The sequence below is a fragment of the Eubacterium sp. ER2 genome (assembly GCF_000765215.1).
Classification (GTDB): domain Bacteria; phylum Bacillota; class Clostridia; order Lachnospirales; family Lachnospiraceae; genus Claveliimonas; species Claveliimonas intestinigallinarum.
On sequence record NZ_JPJE01000022.1, the window covers coordinates 1 to 14962 of the forward strand.

Sequence of the window (14962 nt, forward strand, 5' to 3'; positions counted from 1 at the left end):
TGACGCCCTTGCCATTAGCTGCACCCTTCCCACTGCCGGGCGGGTCAGGGACTTTCACCCGTTAGAACGTGTGCCCGCCGGGCACACAAAACGGCAGGAGGTCTTTCAAAAGACCGCCTGCACAAGAAACATATAGAGCACTGTGCCGGCTCCGATGCTGAGAAGGTTATTCCTCTTCCACACATGGAGCCCGGCCGTGACCAGCACCGCCGCTGCTTCCGGTATCCCATGAGGAGCCGAGAGCACCGGCGTTGTTTTTAGGCAGTAGACAACCAGCATGCCGATGACAGCCGGCGTCAGCACCCTTCCCAGGTACTGGACCACATCCGGTATCTCCTTCCCTTTTGGAAAGATGAGGAAGGGGACCACCCTGGTGGCAAAGGTGGTCAGAGCCACCGCAAGGATAATAAGCAGCGACATTCCCACACTTAACGGCATACTCTCGCCCCCTCTCTCTCAAGGCGGGTCCGCCCCACAAAGAGGACAAGGACAATGAGCAGCATGGAGGGCAGGACAAAGCTGTCCGCCCCGAAGATCTGCAGACAGATAAACGCCGCCGCCACGCCGATCACCTCCGGCGCCCTGTTCTTCGCGTCCATCCACTGCTCCACAAAGATCACCACAAAGAGGGCTGTCATGGCAAAGTCAATGCCCTCCGAGTTGAAGGGGATCAGCGTCCCCGCAAGGGAACCGATGACTGAGCCGATAACCCAGTAGGACTGATCCATGATGGAGATGGCAAAGAGAAATTTCTCCTCGTCCACATCCGGCGGCACCTTTGTGGTACACAAAAGCGAGTAGGTCTCATCTGTCAGTCCGAAAATCATATACCATCTCTTTTTTCCCATGGAGTGAAATCTGTCCAGCAGGGATATCCCATAGAAAATATGTCTTATATTCACCATCAGCGTCATAAAAACGACCTGGACAAAAGAAATACCCGGCACGAAAAAATTCACCGCCAGATATTGTCCCGAGCCCGCGTACACCAGAAGGCTCATCAGCATAGCCCACAAAAAATTATACCCTTTTTCCGCGTACATCACGCCGAAGGCGATCCCGATAAACAGATACCCTGTCAGAACCGGTATCGTGTACGGGAACGCCTTCCGAAATGCATGTCTGTATCCTCTCATACTTCCTGCGTCCTTTTTATCCTTCTCGTATATTCAATCTACTGCTGCCCCGTCGAGGCCGCCTCCAGATCGGCCAGAGCCTCCGCCAGGATAGCGTCCGACGCCACAGCCTGGTCGTAGGCCGCCTGGACCTGGTCCATCAGCCGGGCCGCATCCTCCTGGGATGCCAAAAGCTGCGCCGCATCCTTCGTGTCCTCATCCGGCAGCTCCTCCTCCACACAGGGCTTCCCTGTCTCCTTGTCCTCCCCGATATAGAGAGTCTCAAGGCCGGGAACCATAGTGTAGATATCCTTTATCTTCATATCATAGCGGACGAACGCCAGATATGTGTCCCTGTATTTTCCCCGCTTCGTGTAGATCCTCAGATTTTCGTATCCTTCCGCGAAGGGGCTCTGCGCAGTCCTCTCCTCATAGTACCTTCGGACTGCCTCTGTAATTTGGGAGTCTGTCTCCTCCGTCAGCGGATTGCTCTCCGCCTCCTGCCATCCTTTGTTCTCTGTCTGCACGTCTTCACTCTGGACGGATACGGCCTGGGCCTTCCTGTCCCTGGCACTGTCCTGTGCAGCTTTGTCCCCTCCGTAAACAGCTCCGGCAGCTGCTGCGGCCACGGCCAGCAGCGCACAGACAGCGATCACTGTCATGCGACTTCTGCTTCCCGCGTCCTGGCTGCCCTTTTTTCTGTTTTCTTTCATGATAACCTCCATTACATCTGTGATCATCAGGCGCCGGCAGACAAGGGGCACTACAAATGATACTCGCAAACATTTAAAAAGTCAAGGCAGGTCCATCAGGCAGTTTTTTTCAAATTTCCCCTTGTTTTTTCCAGTTGGTTGTGCTATTATACTATTTGTCTCTGTAGCTCAGTGGATAGAGCACTGCCCTCCGGAGGCAGGTGCGCCAGTTCGACTCTGGTCAGAGACGTAAAGAGGAACAGCTTCAACGGCTGTTCCTCTTTTTTTGTGGGATACGCCCCGAGGACGTCTCCTTCAGCTCTCCGGCCTGTCCATCGCCCAGAGGGGCAGGCTCAGCCTGTCTTCCTTCCGCTTGTAGTGGTAGGGAATGTCTGACAAAACCTCCTCCTCCCTCACCTGGGTCTCATTGATCTCCTTTACGATCATGGCCGTCTCCCGCCAGGAGGGGGCGCTGCTGTCAGGCACGATGATCACCTCGTGGATACTGCTTGGAAGCACGTAGAAGTCCTCCTTCAGATAGCTTCCGATATGCTTCAGGACATCCTTATATAGGACTGCCGCTGCCCCGAAGTTCCGAATGCGGTTTGTGAGGATGTACATGCTGTATCCCCGCCGCTCATCCGGATCCTCCTCCGGGGCGGCCGGCCCCTCCTCCTCCGTCAGGAGGGCGTACAGCGTTGTAAACTCCTCCGGGAGGAGCCTTTCTGTGTTGGCGCGGGCCTCCTCGTAGATCTCCTCTTTGGTGACCTTCCACCACTCCAGATGCTCGTTCCTCACAAGCATGGTGGCGATCCTGTCATCCTCCTTCATGTCCACCAGCACGTGGAAGACGATGGCCAGATCCAGATAGGGGACGTAGGGCACCTGCCGGAGCAGCTCCCGGTTCTTCTCCCTGTTGATGAGCTGATAAATCAGCCTGGGCCGCACATTGACGTACTTTGTCACAAACTCCCCCTCCCAGGAATGCCGCGTCCGCACATGGGCGTAGAGGCTCAGGATCTGGTCCGCCACCTGTTCAAAGGGACAGCCCTGCCTGTACCGCTCATAGTACTCCTCCAGATAGATGGTGGGGGACACATTGACGCCTGGCTCGCAGAACACGATCCCCTTCCTCTTCATCCCGTTGTTTTTTGTCACCTGTCTGACGTAGAGAGATCTTCCCCCGTCAAGACTGCCTCTTAACTTCTCTTCCATCCGCTCTATAAACTGTTCATACGACATAGTTCTCCTTTCCCTGCATGTCAACTTGTGAAGTGCTGCCTGAAACAGGCTGATCTGAAAAAAGATATTCAGAGCTCCCATGACCCGGGCTCCCGGAACGAATATTATGGTGACTTATATTATAAAAAAGCCCTGCAAAAAATGCAAGGCTTTTCAGACATTCTTTTTAATTTTCAGAGCAGATTATACTCTGGACAGATACTCGCCTGTACGTGTGTCGATCTTCAGCACATCGTCCTGGTTCACAAAGAGGGGAACCATGATCTGCGCGCCTGTCTCCACGATAGCCGGCTTTGTAGCGCCTGTGGCTGTATCGCCCTTCACGCCCGGCTCTGTCTCTGTCACGCGGAGCTCAACTGTGATAGGCGGCTCGATAGCAAACACATTTCCCTCGTGGGAGATCACCTTTACTGTGTCGTTCTCTTTTACGAACTTGAGGGAGTCGCCCACAACGTCCGCGTTGACAGCCAGCTGGTCAAAGGTCTCCATGTCCATGAAGTTGTAGAGATCTCCGTCTGAGTACAGATACTGCATATCCTTTCTGTCGATATGAGCTGTCTCAAATTTCTCTGTGGGGCGGAATGTCTTCTCAACAACGCCGCCGTTGATAATGTTCTTTAACTTTGTACGAACAAAAGCCGCGCCTTTACCCGGCTTTACGTGCTGGAAATCAAGAATCTGATAAATGTTTCCCTCAATCTCCACAGTTAATCCGTTTTTAAAATCTCCTGCTGAAACCATTATAATCCTCCTTAAACTGTACCTTCAGATAGCACATGTCGTTCTTTTTCACTTGTTCCATTTTATAATACTCTGGTACTTTTTTCAACCTTTTTTTCCATTCAGGCTCTTTCTGTAAAAATGGAGCACGATTTTTTCCAGATAGCGCTTCAGGACGATCTGGATCTCCTCCCTGGGGTGGATGGGCTTTACGAGGATGCTCGGGATCCCCGCCCGCTTTGCTCCCCACACGTCGGTAAAGAGCTGATCCCCTATGAACACCGTGCTCTCCCTGTCCGTGCCCATAATCTCCATAGCCCTGAGATAATTTTTCACAGAGGGCTTATGGGCATTGTAGACATAGTCCACCTGGATGGGCTCATTGAAGGTCTTCACCCGCTTCTCCTGGTTGTTGGAGATCAGGCAGCACCGAAAGCCAATATCCTTGAGTCTTGCAAAGAGACGCACCGCCCGCTCGTCGGCAGGCGCCCCGTGGGGGACAAGGGTGTTATCGATGTCAAAGATCAGGCCCCGCACACCCTCCTCGTACAGCTTCTCAAAATCTATCACGTATGTGGAAGCCACATACCTGTCGGGAAAAAATCGATCAAACATTATTTATCTTCCATCTCCGTCAGCTTCTGGATCATTTCCTCGCACACCTGGAGCACAGTCTTTCCGTCTGTGTTCACCACAATGTCCGCGGCCGCCTCATATTTCTCCCGGCGCTGCTCCATCAGCTCTGAAATCCCCTGCACATTCTTCCGCCCGTTGAGCACTGGGCGGTTGTTGCTGTCCTTCACTCTCTCATAGATGGTCTCCGGACTTGCGGTCAGAAGAACGACCCGGCCGTTCTTCTTCATCTCAGCCACATTTCTCTCCCGCATGGCTACGCCGCCTCCGCAGGAGATAACCGTGTTCTTCCTGGACTGCATCTCGATCAGCAGGTTCGTCTCCAGCTCGCGGAAATACTCCTCACCGTATGTGGCGAAGATATCCTGGATACTCATCTCTTCCCGCTCCTCGATCACCTGGTCCATCTCCACGATATTCATGGCGAACATGGTGCTCAGATAATCGGAGATGGTTGTCTTTCCGGCCCCCATAAATCCGATGAGGATAATATTGTAGTCAAACAGCTTTCTCGCCTGGATACGCTTGCTGTTGCGGTTGATCCGGCGGAAGACATCGTAGATCTCTTCTCTGTATTTATTGTCACCAAGCTTCTCCTTCAGACGCGCCGCCTGCTTTGCCTCCTGCTGGGGCTGGAGAATGGGCATGCCGTACTCTTCCTTGTAGGCCATGATCTTCTCCACTATGGCGTTTCTCTCTACCAGCGCATCAATAATCTTGTCGTCGCACAGCGCAAGCTGTTCACGGTACATCTCCAAATCGTTCATCGCTTTTCTCTCCTGTTATATTATCCCAAAATACATTTTCATATTATAGCAAAACACATGCAGATTTTCAATGAGTATAGGCGAAAAAGCGGGCTTTCCTTCCTTACGTTTAATCTTTTGGCAGAAACCATAGATATATTCTATCATCCGCCACAAAAACATGAATTTGTTTTATCTTTAACAATATTTTATAATAGTATCATAGCAAGTTCAGATTATCTGAAAAACCAAAATAACGGAGGTATATTAAATGAAGAACAACTTCAAACACATCTTCAGCCCCCTCACGATCAACGGCATGACACTGCCGAACCGCGTTGTCATGATGCCCATGGGAAGCGACTTTGCCGGACACACTGGAGAGCTGAGCGATGAGCACATCAAATACTACGAGCTGCGCGCCAGAGGCGGCACAGGACTCATCATCGTGGAAAATGTATGTGTGAAATATCCGGAGGGCTCCAACGGGACAACCCAGCTGCGCATTGACAAGGACTGCTACATTCCCCGTCTTTTCAATCTGACAGAGGCCTGTCACAAATACGGCGCCTGCATGGGTGTACAGCTGAACCACGCCGGCGCTTCCGCCATGTCCTCAAGGATCGGCATGCAGCCCGTCTCCGCCTCCACTCTTCCCTCCAAGGAAGGCGGAGAGAGACCCCGCCCGCTGACAAGGGAGGAGCTCGAGAGTATCGCAAAGGATTACGGCGCTGCCGCACGCCGCGCGGTAAACGCAGGCTTTGACATGGTGGAGATCCACGCCGGACACTCCTACCTGATCAGCCAGTTTCTCTCACCGACTATGAACGACCGTACAGACGAGTTCGGAGGCTGCGCCGAGAACCGCGCCCGCTTCTGCCGCATGGTCATCGATGAAGTGCGCGCGGCCGTCGGACCGCGAGTGCCGATTTCCCTCCGTCTGAGCGTGGACGAGCTTGTAGAAGGCGGAAACACAGTGGAAGACTGCCTGGAATACCTGGAGTTCTTAAATGACGGTGTGGACATGTTCGACACCTCCTCCGCCCTGAACCCCTCCATCCAGTACCAGATCGACGCCAACTATCTGGAGGACGGATGGCGCTCCTACATGGCAAAGGCTGTCCGTGACAAATTCCACAAACCGACCATCGCTATCGGAAACATCCGCAATCCCCAGGTGGCTGAGGACATCCTGGATCGGGGCGACGCGGATCTGATCGGTATGGGCCGCGGACTGATCGCAGACCCCGACTGGTGCAACAAGGCAAGATACGGACATGTGGAAGACATCCGCAAGTGTATCTCCTGCAACATCGGCTGCGTGGGCAACCGTATCGGAGGCAACAAGCCTCTGCGCTGCACCGTGAACCCGGACCTCATAAACGGAGAAGCCTACAAGAAACAGAAGGTAAACAAGCCCTGCAATGTAGTTGTAGTGGGCGCCGGCACCGCCGGACTTGAGGCTGCCTGCACAGCCGCTGAGGTGGGCTGCAATGTTACACTTCTGGAAAAGCAGGACCACATCGGCGGACTTTCCGTGGAGATTTCCAGAATTCCGGCCAAGAAGCGTCTGGCGGACTTCCCCACCTACCTGAAGCACCGGGCAGAGGGACTTTCGAACCTGACCATCAAGACAGGCGTGGACGTAACTGTGGACATGATCAAATCCTATGAGCCGGATCTGGTTGTAAACTCCACCGGTTCCGTACCGCTCCTTCCGCCTATCGAGGGACTCCATGAGAACCTGGGCAAGGAGGGCACAGGAGTGTACGGCATCAAGGATCTGATGGGCGACATCCCGGCCTTTGACAAGGACATGACTGGCAAGAAGGTCATCGTCATCGGCGGCGGCGCTGTGGGACTTGACGTGGTAGAGTTCTTCGCTCCCCGCGGAGCCGAGACGACCATCATCGAGATGATGCCTGTGATCGGAAAGGGTCTGGACGCTTCCACTACCTCCAGCATGAACGAGTGCATGGGAAAGCACAATGTAACGCAGCTCGTAAACACAGCCCTGCAGAAGGTAAATCCCCACTCCTTCACCGTAAAACGCGACGGCAAGGAGGAGGAGCTCCCCTTCGACTACGGCTTTGTCTGCCTCGGCATGAAGGCCTACGCTCCTCTCTGGAATGAGATCGCAGAGGGCTTTGACGGCGAGGACACAGAGATCCTCAACATCGGCGACTCCGTTCGCGCCCGCCGTATCATAGACGGAACAGACGCAGGGCGCCACATGGTGCTTGCCACATTAGACAGACTGGGATACCTGTAGAGCGCACCCCGAAAAATGCTCCGGGTACAGTCAAAAACATCCTTATCCTATGAATAATGAATAAATGAACACATTCGTGTTCGCAGAGAAATGATCCCGCGGGATCCGGACCTCTTTCAGTCTCCGGAACTTCGCGGGATCATTTCTTTTTCCTCGGCTGAAGGCGATGCATAAATAAACGTTTTTAAATAATATTTATAAATAATATGAATTTTTAAAACAGTTTAACCTGTGGTACAATCGAATAGTTTTAGGTAGGACGGCCGATTTACCAGAACATTGTAACTCCTCGTATGTAATGATTTACAGAAAGGAATGTGAGAGAAAATGAAAAAACTCTTAAAGACACCTCTGTGGGCACAAATTCTCGCTGGTATCATAATCGGTATCATAATCGGTATTGTGTCCCCGAAAGCAGCAGATTTTATTTCTCCGCTGGGCGACATCTTTCTCAACCTGCTGAAAATGCTGATCGTACCGCTTGTGCTCTTCAGTATTACAAACGGCATTTGCTCCATGAAGGATGCCAAACAGCTCCGCTCTGTCGGCGGAAGGATTGTCATTTACTACACGCTTTCAACTGTGGCGGCATCCATCTTCGGCGTGATCGGCGGAATGATCACCCAGCCGGGCAAAAACGTATCTGATTTCGTTTTATCAGGAGAGGCCGCGGAGGCTTCTGACTTTGATATGGTGGAGAACATCATCTCCTGGTTCCCGGACAACATCGTCAAGGCCATGGTGGACGCCAACATGATCCAGATCATCGTGTTCTGTCTGTTCTTAGGTGTGGCCCTGCTGGCGTTGGGCGACCAGGCATCCACCTTTGTAAAGATCATCAAGGAAGGCAACGATATCATGCTGAAGATCACATCCTACGTGATTGGCTTTTCCCCCATCGGTATCCTGTCCTTGATGGCCTCCATGGTTTCAACCTTATCCGGAGCAATGGTAAAGGAAGTAATCGTATTTATCCTCACGATAGATATCACCATCCTTGTGTTCATGGTTGTATTCTATCCCACGGTGCTGAAGCTTCTGGCCAGGGTAAATGTGGGCAAATTCTTCAAAAAGATATCCACATCCATGCTGGTTGCCTTTACCACAACCTCATCAGCGGCCACACTTCCGGTATCCATCAAGATTGCGGAGGAAAGGCTGGGATGTTCAGAGAAGGTTTACGGCTTTACCCTTCCTCTGGGAAATACATGCAACATGGATGGAGCCGCCATCCAGTACAGTGTCATCGCAATCTTTGCCTGCAACCTGTTTGGGCTTGACATCACGCCGGAAAGGATCTTCCAGTTTATTTTCTTAAGCCTGATCCTCTCCATCGGCGCAGCCGGCGTAAAGGGCTCCGGCATTGTCATGTCCACTATCATCATCCAGACCATCATCGGAGATGCAGGCCTGACGCTCATCCCGATCCTGGCCGCAGTATGGCCGATCCTCGATCCATTCGCCACCATGGCCAACAACGTGGGAGACCTGACCGGCACCACGCTTGTGTCGAAGAGCCTGAAGATGCTGGACGAGGATGTATATAACAGCTAGGGCAGACAGCTACAATCTCCCTCTGGACATTTCCACCCTTTTCTTTTAAAATAGAAACTACATTTCAGGCAAAAGAGAGGATAAACCAATGGCAGAAAAGACACTGGAACAGGTCACAAGGGAGATAGAGCAGGTTCTGAAGTTTAACGACGCAGGCCAGACCATAAAGCAGATCAGCCAGGCGCTGGAGCTGGAGGAGGACTACATCAGCAGCATCCTCGTCTGCCGCCAGAGCCACTCTGACGATGCGGCCTCCATCGCCCACATGGTCATGATGGAGTAGCAAAAGACAGGAATAACAGAAAACAGCCCAAAAAAAGGCGGCAGCGCCGGGTCATGCACATGGCATGTTCACCCGGGCGCTGCCGCCTTTTTCTATCTTATATTTCAGTCCCATGCTTTACTGCGGTCCTGAAGCGTCCTACTGATCCTCCAGCACAAGCTTTGCGAACTCGTCCACACTCATGCTGCCGATATCTCCCTCGTCTCTTCTGCGGACGGAAACGCACTCTCCCTCCACTTCCTTCTCGCCGACGATGAGCATATAGGGAACCTTCTCCATCTGGGCGCTGCGGATCTTGTAGCCCAGCTTCTCGCTCCTTAAGTCTGTCTCCACGCGGACGCCTGCTGCCTTCAGCTCGTCAGATACCTTCTTCGCGTAGTCGGCAAACTTCTCGGACACAGGAAGGATCTTCACCTGCACAGGTGAGAGCCATACCGGGAATTTTCCGGCGTAATGCTCGATGAGGATACCGATGAAGCGCTCGATGGAGCCAAATGCCACCCTGTGGATCATGATGGGACGGTGCTTCTCTCCGTCTGCCCCCGTGTACTCCAGGTCAAATCTCTGGGGCATCTGGAAGTCAAGCTGGATGGTTCCGCACTGCCAGGTCCTTCCGATGGAGTCCTCCAGATGGAAGTCGATCTTCGGGCCGTAGAAGGCGCCGTCTCCCTCGTTCACTACATAGTCCAGTCCAAGAGACTCCAGAGCGCCTCTGAGGGCGTTTGTAGCCATCTCCCACTCCTCGTCCGTACCCATACTGTCCTCGGGCCTTGTGGAGAGCTCTACGTGGTATTTAAAGCCGAATTTGGAGTACACCTCGTCGATCAGCTTTGCCACGCCCTTGATCTCGTCCTGCACCTGATCCTCTGTCATGAAGATGTGGGCATCGTCCTGTGTGAAGCAGCGCACCCGCATCAGACCGTGGAGCTGTCCGGATTTCTCATGGCGGTGTACCAGTCCCAGCTCGCCCACCCGCATAGGCAGGTCCTTGTAGGAGCGGGGCTCCACCTTGTAGACCAGCATGCCGCCGGGGCAGTTCATGGGCTTCACCGCATAGTCCTCGCCGTCAATGACTGTGGTGTACATATTGTCCTTATAGTGATCCCAGTGTCCGGAATTCTCCCAGAGATGGCGGCTCAGGATGATAGGTGTGGAGATCTCCACATAGCCTTCTCTTGTGTGCAGCTTTCTCCAGTAGTCGATGAGCAGGTTCTTGAGCACCATTCCCTTGGGAAGGAAGAACGGAAATCCCGGGCCTTCCTCCATGATAGCAAAGAGTCCCAGCTCCTTTCCAAGCTTTCTGTGGTCCCTCTTCTTGGCCTCCTCGATCTTGGCCAGATACTCGTCCAGCTCCGCCGCCTTGGGGAAGGAGGTGCCGTAAATCCTTGTCAGCATCTGGTTGTGCTCATCGCCGTGCCAGTAGGCGCCTGCCACGCTCTGAAGCTTCAGGGCCTTGATCACGCTTGTGTTGGACACGTGTGGGCCTGCGCACAGATCCACGAACTCGCCCTGCCTGTAGAGGCTGATCTCCTCTCCCTCAGGGAGATCCTGGATGAGCTCCACCTTGTAGGGCTCTCCTCTGTCCTCCATGAGCTTTAAGGCCTCCTCCCTGCTGACCGCGCTCCTCTCCAGAGGAAGGGCCTCCTTCACGATCTTCTTCATCTCTTTTTCCACTTCAGCCAGGTGCTCCGTGGTAAACGGAAAGCTGAATTCAAAGTCATAGTAAAAGCCGTCCTTGATAGCCGGTCCGATGGCGCACTTTGTGTCCGGCCAGAGGCGCTTCACTGCCTGCGCAAGGATGTGGGATGTGGTGTGGCGGAACGCCTCCTGTCCCACTTCGTCCGCGAATGTCAGATCCTGAACAGACCCGTCTTTCATGCTTACTTTCATAGTCTTTTTCTCCTTTCTCTGCTTTCATCCAGACAGCCGCCGGAGGACTTTTCTCCAAATTAAAAAGCGCCCCTGCCGGGACTGCCTCTTCGTCCTCCGCAAGGGTGCATCTTTTCTCTGCACGGTTCCACCTTTATTTTTCACTCAAAAGGATTTCCTGAAAACAAAATCCTGTCCCTTAACGCGGGCTGCGTCACCACTTACTGAGCCATTGGGCTGTTCCGCAGTGCGGCTCGGGAATGGTTTTCATCGTCCATCTGCTATAAGGGACTTCCAGCATCACGCCCCTCTCTCTGGATAGCTCCGGAGGACTACTCGTTTCCGTCTGTGCCTTTCCTGTCTGAGATTGTGTTTTTGTTCCTCGCCGGCCTTTCTGTCCGTGCTTTGGACCTGCCAGCTATTTTTATTATATCCATCTGACGGAAAAAGTCAATCCTTTTATCCCGGAAACAGACAGCTCCTCTAGGTCCGGTCAATGGCCGCTCCCACATCCACCCGGAACTGATCCCAGGCGTCCTCATGCTCCACAAAGTATTTGGGACAGATCTTTCCCGTCACATCGTAGTGACGGATCACATCGTTTTCATCCAGCCCGAACTTCAGACAGAGCCAGGCGGTGAGCTGCACCATGGAGCGGTAGGTGGCGTCGTTAAACTTCCCCGTCTCGTCCGGATGGCAGCACTCGATAGACACAGTGTCGATGTTCCTGGAGTTGGAGGCGTAGGCCACCTCCCAGGTGGGCACACACTGGACGATCTCCCCGTCCAGGCCCACGATAAAGTTGCTGCTGGCCTGGGTCTCGTGGCTGTCCTTGAGCCCCTCAAAGTAGTTCCGGTTGTCCATGGCCGTAGAGCCGGGATTAGCCGTGTAGTGGATCACGATACCGGTGATGCGCTGTGTGGCGTCCCCCGGCCTGGAGTAGGGGTTGACGGTCAGAAGCTCCACGTCTATATCCGGCCTGGTGGCGTCCACCTGGGCGTTGTCGTACTCTATGTAGCCGCCGCCCAGCCACTGGGGACGGGCCACCCGGATGACCGCCAACACGGCAAGCAGGGCTGCCAGAATGATCAGCCCTGCCTTCCAATATGTTTTCATCTGTCTCTGATGCTGTACCTTTGTCTTTCTCTTCTTTATTCTTCCTGTTCGCCTGCTCATCATAGGATCTCCATCTTCCTTACCTGTTCATTCTATCATATTCAGAGTAAGAAAATATGAAGACTTACTTATGATTTTATAAATTTTATCTGCCGAATGTAAATTTATAGCTGGTGACTGTGTCGTAGGTCTCTCCCGCCCGCACCACAGGGCCGGCAAAATTCTCCTTGTGCACAGCATCCGGAAAATACTGGGTCTCAAAGCAGACGCCGCTCCTCTTTCCGTAGGCGTATCCGCCCTTCCCGATGTCTCCCTCCAGGAAATTGCCGCAGTAAAGCTGCATGCCCGGAAGATCTGTGTACACCTCCATGGAGATGCCGCTCTTCTCACAGCTCAGGCTGGCCACCTTCCGGAAGCCGGAGCCATTCAGGGCCCAGTTGTGGTCGTAGCCGCCGCCGAACTTCAGCGCCTGGTAGTCTTCTTCGATATCCCTGCCAATCTCTTTGCTCTCCCGGAAATCCATGGGAGTTCCCTCCACTGGTGTGATCTCTCCTGTGGGGATGGACTGGGCGTCCGCCTCTGTGTAGGCGTCCGCATCGATCCACACCTCCTGGTCCAGGATAGTGCCCGAGCTCTGCCCTGCAAGGTTGAAGTAGCTGTGGTTGGTCATGTTGAGAAGGGTATCCTCCTTTGGCACAGCGTGATAGTGGATCTTCACCTCATTGTCCCCTGTCAGAGTGTAGGTGACTGTGATATCCACTTCTCCCGGGTATCCCTGATCTCCGTCCGGGCTGTGAAGACTCAGCACGATGTGATCCTTCCCGTACTCTTCCACTCTCCACATCCGCTTGCTGTAGAAGTCCATGCCGCTGTGGAGATTGTTTCCATTGTCATTTTTGTCCAGCTGATACGTCCTTCCATTCAGCTCAAAGGAGGCGCCTCCGATGCGGTTGGCCACTCTTCCCACGATAGCTCCGAAAAATTTGTCTCCGGCCTCATATCCAGCCGCATCATCATAGCCAAGAACTACATCGACCAGCTTTCCTTCCCGGTCCGGCACAAGCACCTTCACCAGAGTGGCGCCGTAATCTGATACTGCGATCTGCATGCCGTTTTTATTATCCAGTGTGTACAGAGTGGTCTCCCACCCTGCGGATGTCTTTCCAAATGTCTCTGTCATATGCTTTACCCCCTGTCTGTCAGAAGCCCGCCCAAAAAGGGCAGGCTTCGTCCTGAAATCTCTTTCTATTCGTCCACGCTGTAGTTGGGAGCTTCCTTCGTGATATGGATATCATGGGGATGGCTCTCCTTTAAGGATGCTGCTGAAATCTTGATGAAGCGGGCATTTGTCTTCAGCTCCTCAATGGTAGATGTTCCGCAGTATCCCATACCGGACCGGAGTCCGCCCATGAGCTGGAATACCGTATCTTCCACGGTTCCCTTGTATGCCACACGGCCCTCTACGCCCTCGGGAACAAGCTTCTTGGCGTTCTCCTGGAAGTAGCGGTCCTTGCTTCCGTTCTCCATGGCTGCAATGGATCCCATGCCCCTGTATACCTTGTACTTTCTTCCCTGGAACAGCTCGAAAGTTCCCGGGCTCTCGTCACATCCCGCAAAGATGCTTCCCATCATACATACATTGGCGCCTGCGGCAATGGCTTTTGTCATGTCGCCGGAGTACTTGATCCCTCCATCGGCAATGATCGGGATACCGTACTTGTCCGCCACCTCATAGCAGTCCATGACCGCCGTGATCTGGGGCACGCCGATACCGGCCACGATACGTGTCGTGCAGATGGACCCCGGACCGATGCCGACTTTGACCGCGTCAGCGCCGGCCTTGATGAGGGCCTCAGCAGCCGCGCCTGTTGCCACATTACCTGCAATGACCTGCAGATCCGGGAATTTGCTCTTGACCATGTCAATGGTGTGCAGCACATTGGCAGAGTGTCCGTGGGCAGAGTCAAGCACCACAACGTCCACCTTGGCATTCACCAGCTCCTGGGCTCTCTCCAGGCAGTTGGCTGTGATCCCAAGGGCAGCGCCGCACAGGAGACGTCCCTGCTCATCCTTGGCAGACAGCGGATATTTGATCTGCTTCTCTATATCTTTGATGGTGATCAGGCCTTTCAGGTTAAAATCATCATCAACGATGGGTAATTTCTCTTTTCTCGCCTTGGCCAGGATTTTCTTGGCCTCCTCCAGGGTGATGCCCTCCTTTGCGGTGATCAGTCCCTCAGATGTCATGGACTCCTTGATCTTCTTTGTAAAGTCCTCCTCAAACTTCAGGTCACGGTTGGTAATGATACCCACCAGCTTTCTGCCCTCGGTGATGGGGACACCGGAAATCCGGAATTTGCCCATCAGCTCATTGGCGTCTGCCAGTGTGTTTTCCGGGGAAAGATAGAATGGATCCGTGATAACGCCGTTCTCTGAACGCTTTACCTTGTCTACCTCTTCCGCCTGCTGTTCAATAGACATATTTTTATGGATGATACCAATGCCGCCCTGGCGCGCCATGGCGATAGCCATGCGGTGCTCTGTGACCGTGTCCATTCCGGCACTCATCATGGGAATATTCAGTCTGATCTTCTTTGTAAGATATGTGGACAAGTCTACCTGATTTGGGATTACCTCTGAGTATCCTGGCACTAAAAGCACATCGTCAAATGTGATTCCCTCTCCGATAATTTTACCCATCGTTTATTCCTCTCTTTCTT

The 14962-nt window shown here is 53.3% G+C and carries 14 protein-coding genes and 1 tRNA gene; 4 read left to right on the forward strand and 11 right to left on the reverse strand.

Annotation, left to right across the window (positions count from 1 at the left end; translation table 11 throughout):
* Window positions 1–105: 105 nt before the first annotated feature.
* From NI21_RS0108655 to NI21_RS0108665, 3 genes are read right to left on the reverse strand one after another with little or no spacing between them, the layout of a single operon-like run.
* Window positions 106–438 carry a branched-chain amino acid transporter permease gene (locus tag NI21_RS0108655; protein WP_033125842.1) on the reverse strand — a complete coding sequence of 111 codons (333 nt, stop codon included), beginning with the start codon at window positions 436–438 and terminating at the stop codon, window positions 106–108.
* Entirely contained in the window at window positions 429–1136 is a 708-nt protein-coding gene (locus NI21_RS0108660; protein WP_033125843.1) for an AzlC family ABC transporter permease, read from the reverse strand. Before NI21_RS0108660 ends, NI21_RS0108655 begins: the two co-directional genes overlap by 10 nt.
* A gap of 38 nt (window positions 1137–1174) precedes the next feature.
* Window positions 1175–1828, reverse strand: coding sequence for a hypothetical protein (locus NI21_RS0108665; RefSeq protein WP_052084024.1), 654 nt, complete (start codon window positions 1826–1828; stop codon window positions 1175–1177).
* A gap of 157 nt (window positions 1829–1985) precedes the next feature.
* On the opposite strand from NI21_RS0108665, the gene NI21_RS0108670 reads away from it, so the two are divergent.
* Window positions 1986–2057: transfer RNA gene (locus tag NI21_RS0108670), tRNA-Arg, on the forward strand.
* 65 nt (window positions 2058–2122) lie between these two features.
* Here NI21_RS0108670 and NI21_RS0108675 read toward each other — a convergent pair.
* The 4 genes from NI21_RS0108675 to NI21_RS0108690 all read right to left on the reverse strand — a co-directional run bounded on the left by NI21_RS0108675 (window position 2123) and on the right by NI21_RS0108690 (window position 5169).
* Window positions 2123–3049 (reverse strand): DUF5688 family protein, encoded by a 927-nt coding sequence (locus NI21_RS0108675; RefSeq protein ID WP_033125900.1) that lies wholly within the window; start codon window positions 3047–3049, stop codon window positions 2123–2125.
* Between the two features lie 183 nt (window positions 3050–3232).
* The gene (efp, locus tag NI21_RS0108680) at window positions 3233–3790 is read right to left on the reverse strand and encodes an elongation factor P (protein ID WP_033125844.1); all 558 of its coding nucleotides are present in this window, start codon (window positions 3788–3790) and stop codon (window positions 3233–3235) included.
* Window positions 3791–3874: 84 nt separating this feature from the next.
* Entirely contained in the window at window positions 3875–4384 is a 510-nt protein-coding gene (locus NI21_RS0108685; RefSeq protein ID WP_033125845.1) for a YqeG family HAD IIIA-type phosphatase, read from the reverse strand.
* Window positions 4384–5169, reverse strand: a complete 786-nt coding sequence (locus NI21_RS0108690) for a shikimate kinase (RefSeq protein WP_033125846.1) — start codon at window positions 5167–5169, stop codon at window positions 4384–4386. Before NI21_RS0108690 ends, NI21_RS0108685 begins: the two co-directional genes overlap by 1 nt.
* A gap of 250 nt (window positions 5170–5419) precedes the next feature.
* On the opposite strand from NI21_RS0108690, the gene NI21_RS0108695 reads away from it, so the two are divergent.
* From NI21_RS0108695 to NI21_RS0108705, 3 genes are all read left to right on the forward strand, one after another.
* A complete protein-coding gene (locus tag NI21_RS0108695) occupies window positions 5420–7420 on the forward strand; it encodes an FAD-dependent oxidoreductase (protein ID WP_033125847.1) in 2001 nt (666 codons plus the stop codon).
* A gap of 327 nt (window positions 7421–7747) precedes the next feature.
* Window positions 7748–8974 carry a dicarboxylate/amino acid:cation symporter gene (locus NI21_RS0108700; protein ID WP_033125848.1) on the forward strand — a complete coding sequence of 409 codons (1227 nt, stop codon included), beginning with the start codon at window positions 7748–7750 and terminating at the stop codon, window positions 8972–8974.
* Between the two features lie 88 nt (window positions 8975–9062).
* Window positions 9063–9257, forward strand: a complete 195-nt coding sequence (locus tag NI21_RS0108705) for a hypothetical protein (RefSeq protein WP_033125849.1) — start codon at window positions 9063–9065, stop codon at window positions 9255–9257.
* Window positions 9258–9395: 138 nt separating this feature from the next.
* Here NI21_RS0108705 and thrS read toward each other — a convergent pair whose 3' ends face one another.
* The 4 genes from thrS to guaB form a co-directional block, all read right to left on the reverse strand.
* Window positions 9396–11147 carry a threonine--tRNA ligase gene (gene thrS / locus NI21_RS0108710; RefSeq protein ID WP_033125850.1) on the reverse strand — a complete coding sequence of 584 codons (1752 nt, stop codon included), beginning with the start codon at window positions 11145–11147 and terminating at the stop codon, window positions 9396–9398.
* 462 nt (window positions 11148–11609) lie between these two features.
* A complete protein-coding gene (locus NI21_RS0108715; protein ID WP_033125851.1) occupies window positions 11610–12305 on the reverse strand; it encodes a peptidoglycan recognition family protein in 696 nt (231 codons plus the stop codon).
* A gap of 82 nt (window positions 12306–12387) precedes the next feature.
* Window positions 12388–13422: an aldose epimerase family protein gene (locus NI21_RS0108720; RefSeq protein ID WP_033125852.1), complete on the reverse strand. Its 1035-nt coding sequence runs from the start codon at window positions 13420–13422 to the stop codon at window positions 12388–12390.
* Window positions 13423–13487: 65 nt separating this feature from the next.
* A complete protein-coding gene (guaB, locus tag NI21_RS0108725) occupies window positions 13488–14942 on the reverse strand; it encodes an IMP dehydrogenase (protein WP_033125853.1) in 1455 nt (484 codons plus the stop codon).
* Between the last annotated feature and the right edge of the window lie 20 nt (window positions 14943–14962).

Excerpts from the sequence above, each read along its gene's own strand:
- guaB (WP_033125853.1), bottom strand. The coding sequence starts at position 14,942 with ATGGGTAAAATTATCGGAGAGGGAATCACATTTGACGATGTGCTTTTA.
- NI21_RS0108685 (WP_033125845.1), bottom strand. The coding sequence starts at position 4,384 with ATGTTTGATCGATTTTTTCCCGACAGGTATGTGGCTTCCACATACGTG.
- NI21_RS0108720 (WP_033125852.1), bottom strand. The coding sequence starts at position 13,422 with ATGACAGAGACATTTGGAAAGACATCCGCAGGGTGGGAGACCACTCTG.
- NI21_RS0108715 (WP_033125851.1), bottom strand. The coding sequence starts at position 12,305 with ATGATGAGCAGGCGAACAGGAAGAATAAAGAAGAGAAAGACAAAGGTA.
- efp (WP_033125844.1), bottom strand. The coding sequence starts at position 3,790 with ATGGTTTCAGCAGGAGATTTTAAAAACGGATTAACTGTGGAGATTGAG.
- thrS (WP_033125850.1), bottom strand. The coding sequence starts at position 11,147 with ATGAAAGTAAGCATGAAAGACGGGTCTGTTCAGGATCTGACATTCGCG.
- NI21_RS0108695 (WP_033125847.1), top strand. The coding sequence starts at position 5,420 with ATGAAGAACAACTTCAAACACATCTTCAGCCCCCTCACGATCAACGGC.
- NI21_RS0108660 (WP_033125843.1), bottom strand. The coding sequence starts at position 1,136 with ATGAGAGGATACAGACATGCATTTCGGAAGGCGTTCCCGTACACGATA.
- NI21_RS0108690 (WP_033125846.1), bottom strand. The coding sequence starts at position 5,169 with ATGAACGATTTGGAGATGTACCGTGAACAGCTTGCGCTGTGCGACGAC.
- NI21_RS0108655 (WP_033125842.1), bottom strand. The coding sequence starts at position 438 with ATGCCGTTAAGTGTGGGAATGTCGCTGCTTATTATCCTTGCGGTGGCT.
- NI21_RS0108700 (WP_033125848.1), top strand. The coding sequence starts at position 7,748 with ATGAAAAAACTCTTAAAGACACCTCTGTGGGCACAAATTCTCGCTGGT.
- NI21_RS0108675 (WP_033125900.1), bottom strand. The coding sequence starts at position 3,049 with ATGTCGTATGAACAGTTTATAGAGCGGATGGAAGAGAAGTTAAGAGGC.
- NI21_RS0108665 (WP_052084024.1), bottom strand. The coding sequence starts at position 1,828 with ATGAAAGAAAACAGAAAAAAGGGCAGCCAGGACGCGGGAAGCAGAAGT.
- NI21_RS0108705 (WP_033125849.1), top strand. The coding sequence starts at position 9,063 with ATGGCAGAAAAGACACTGGAACAGGTCACAAGGGAGATAGAGCAGGTT.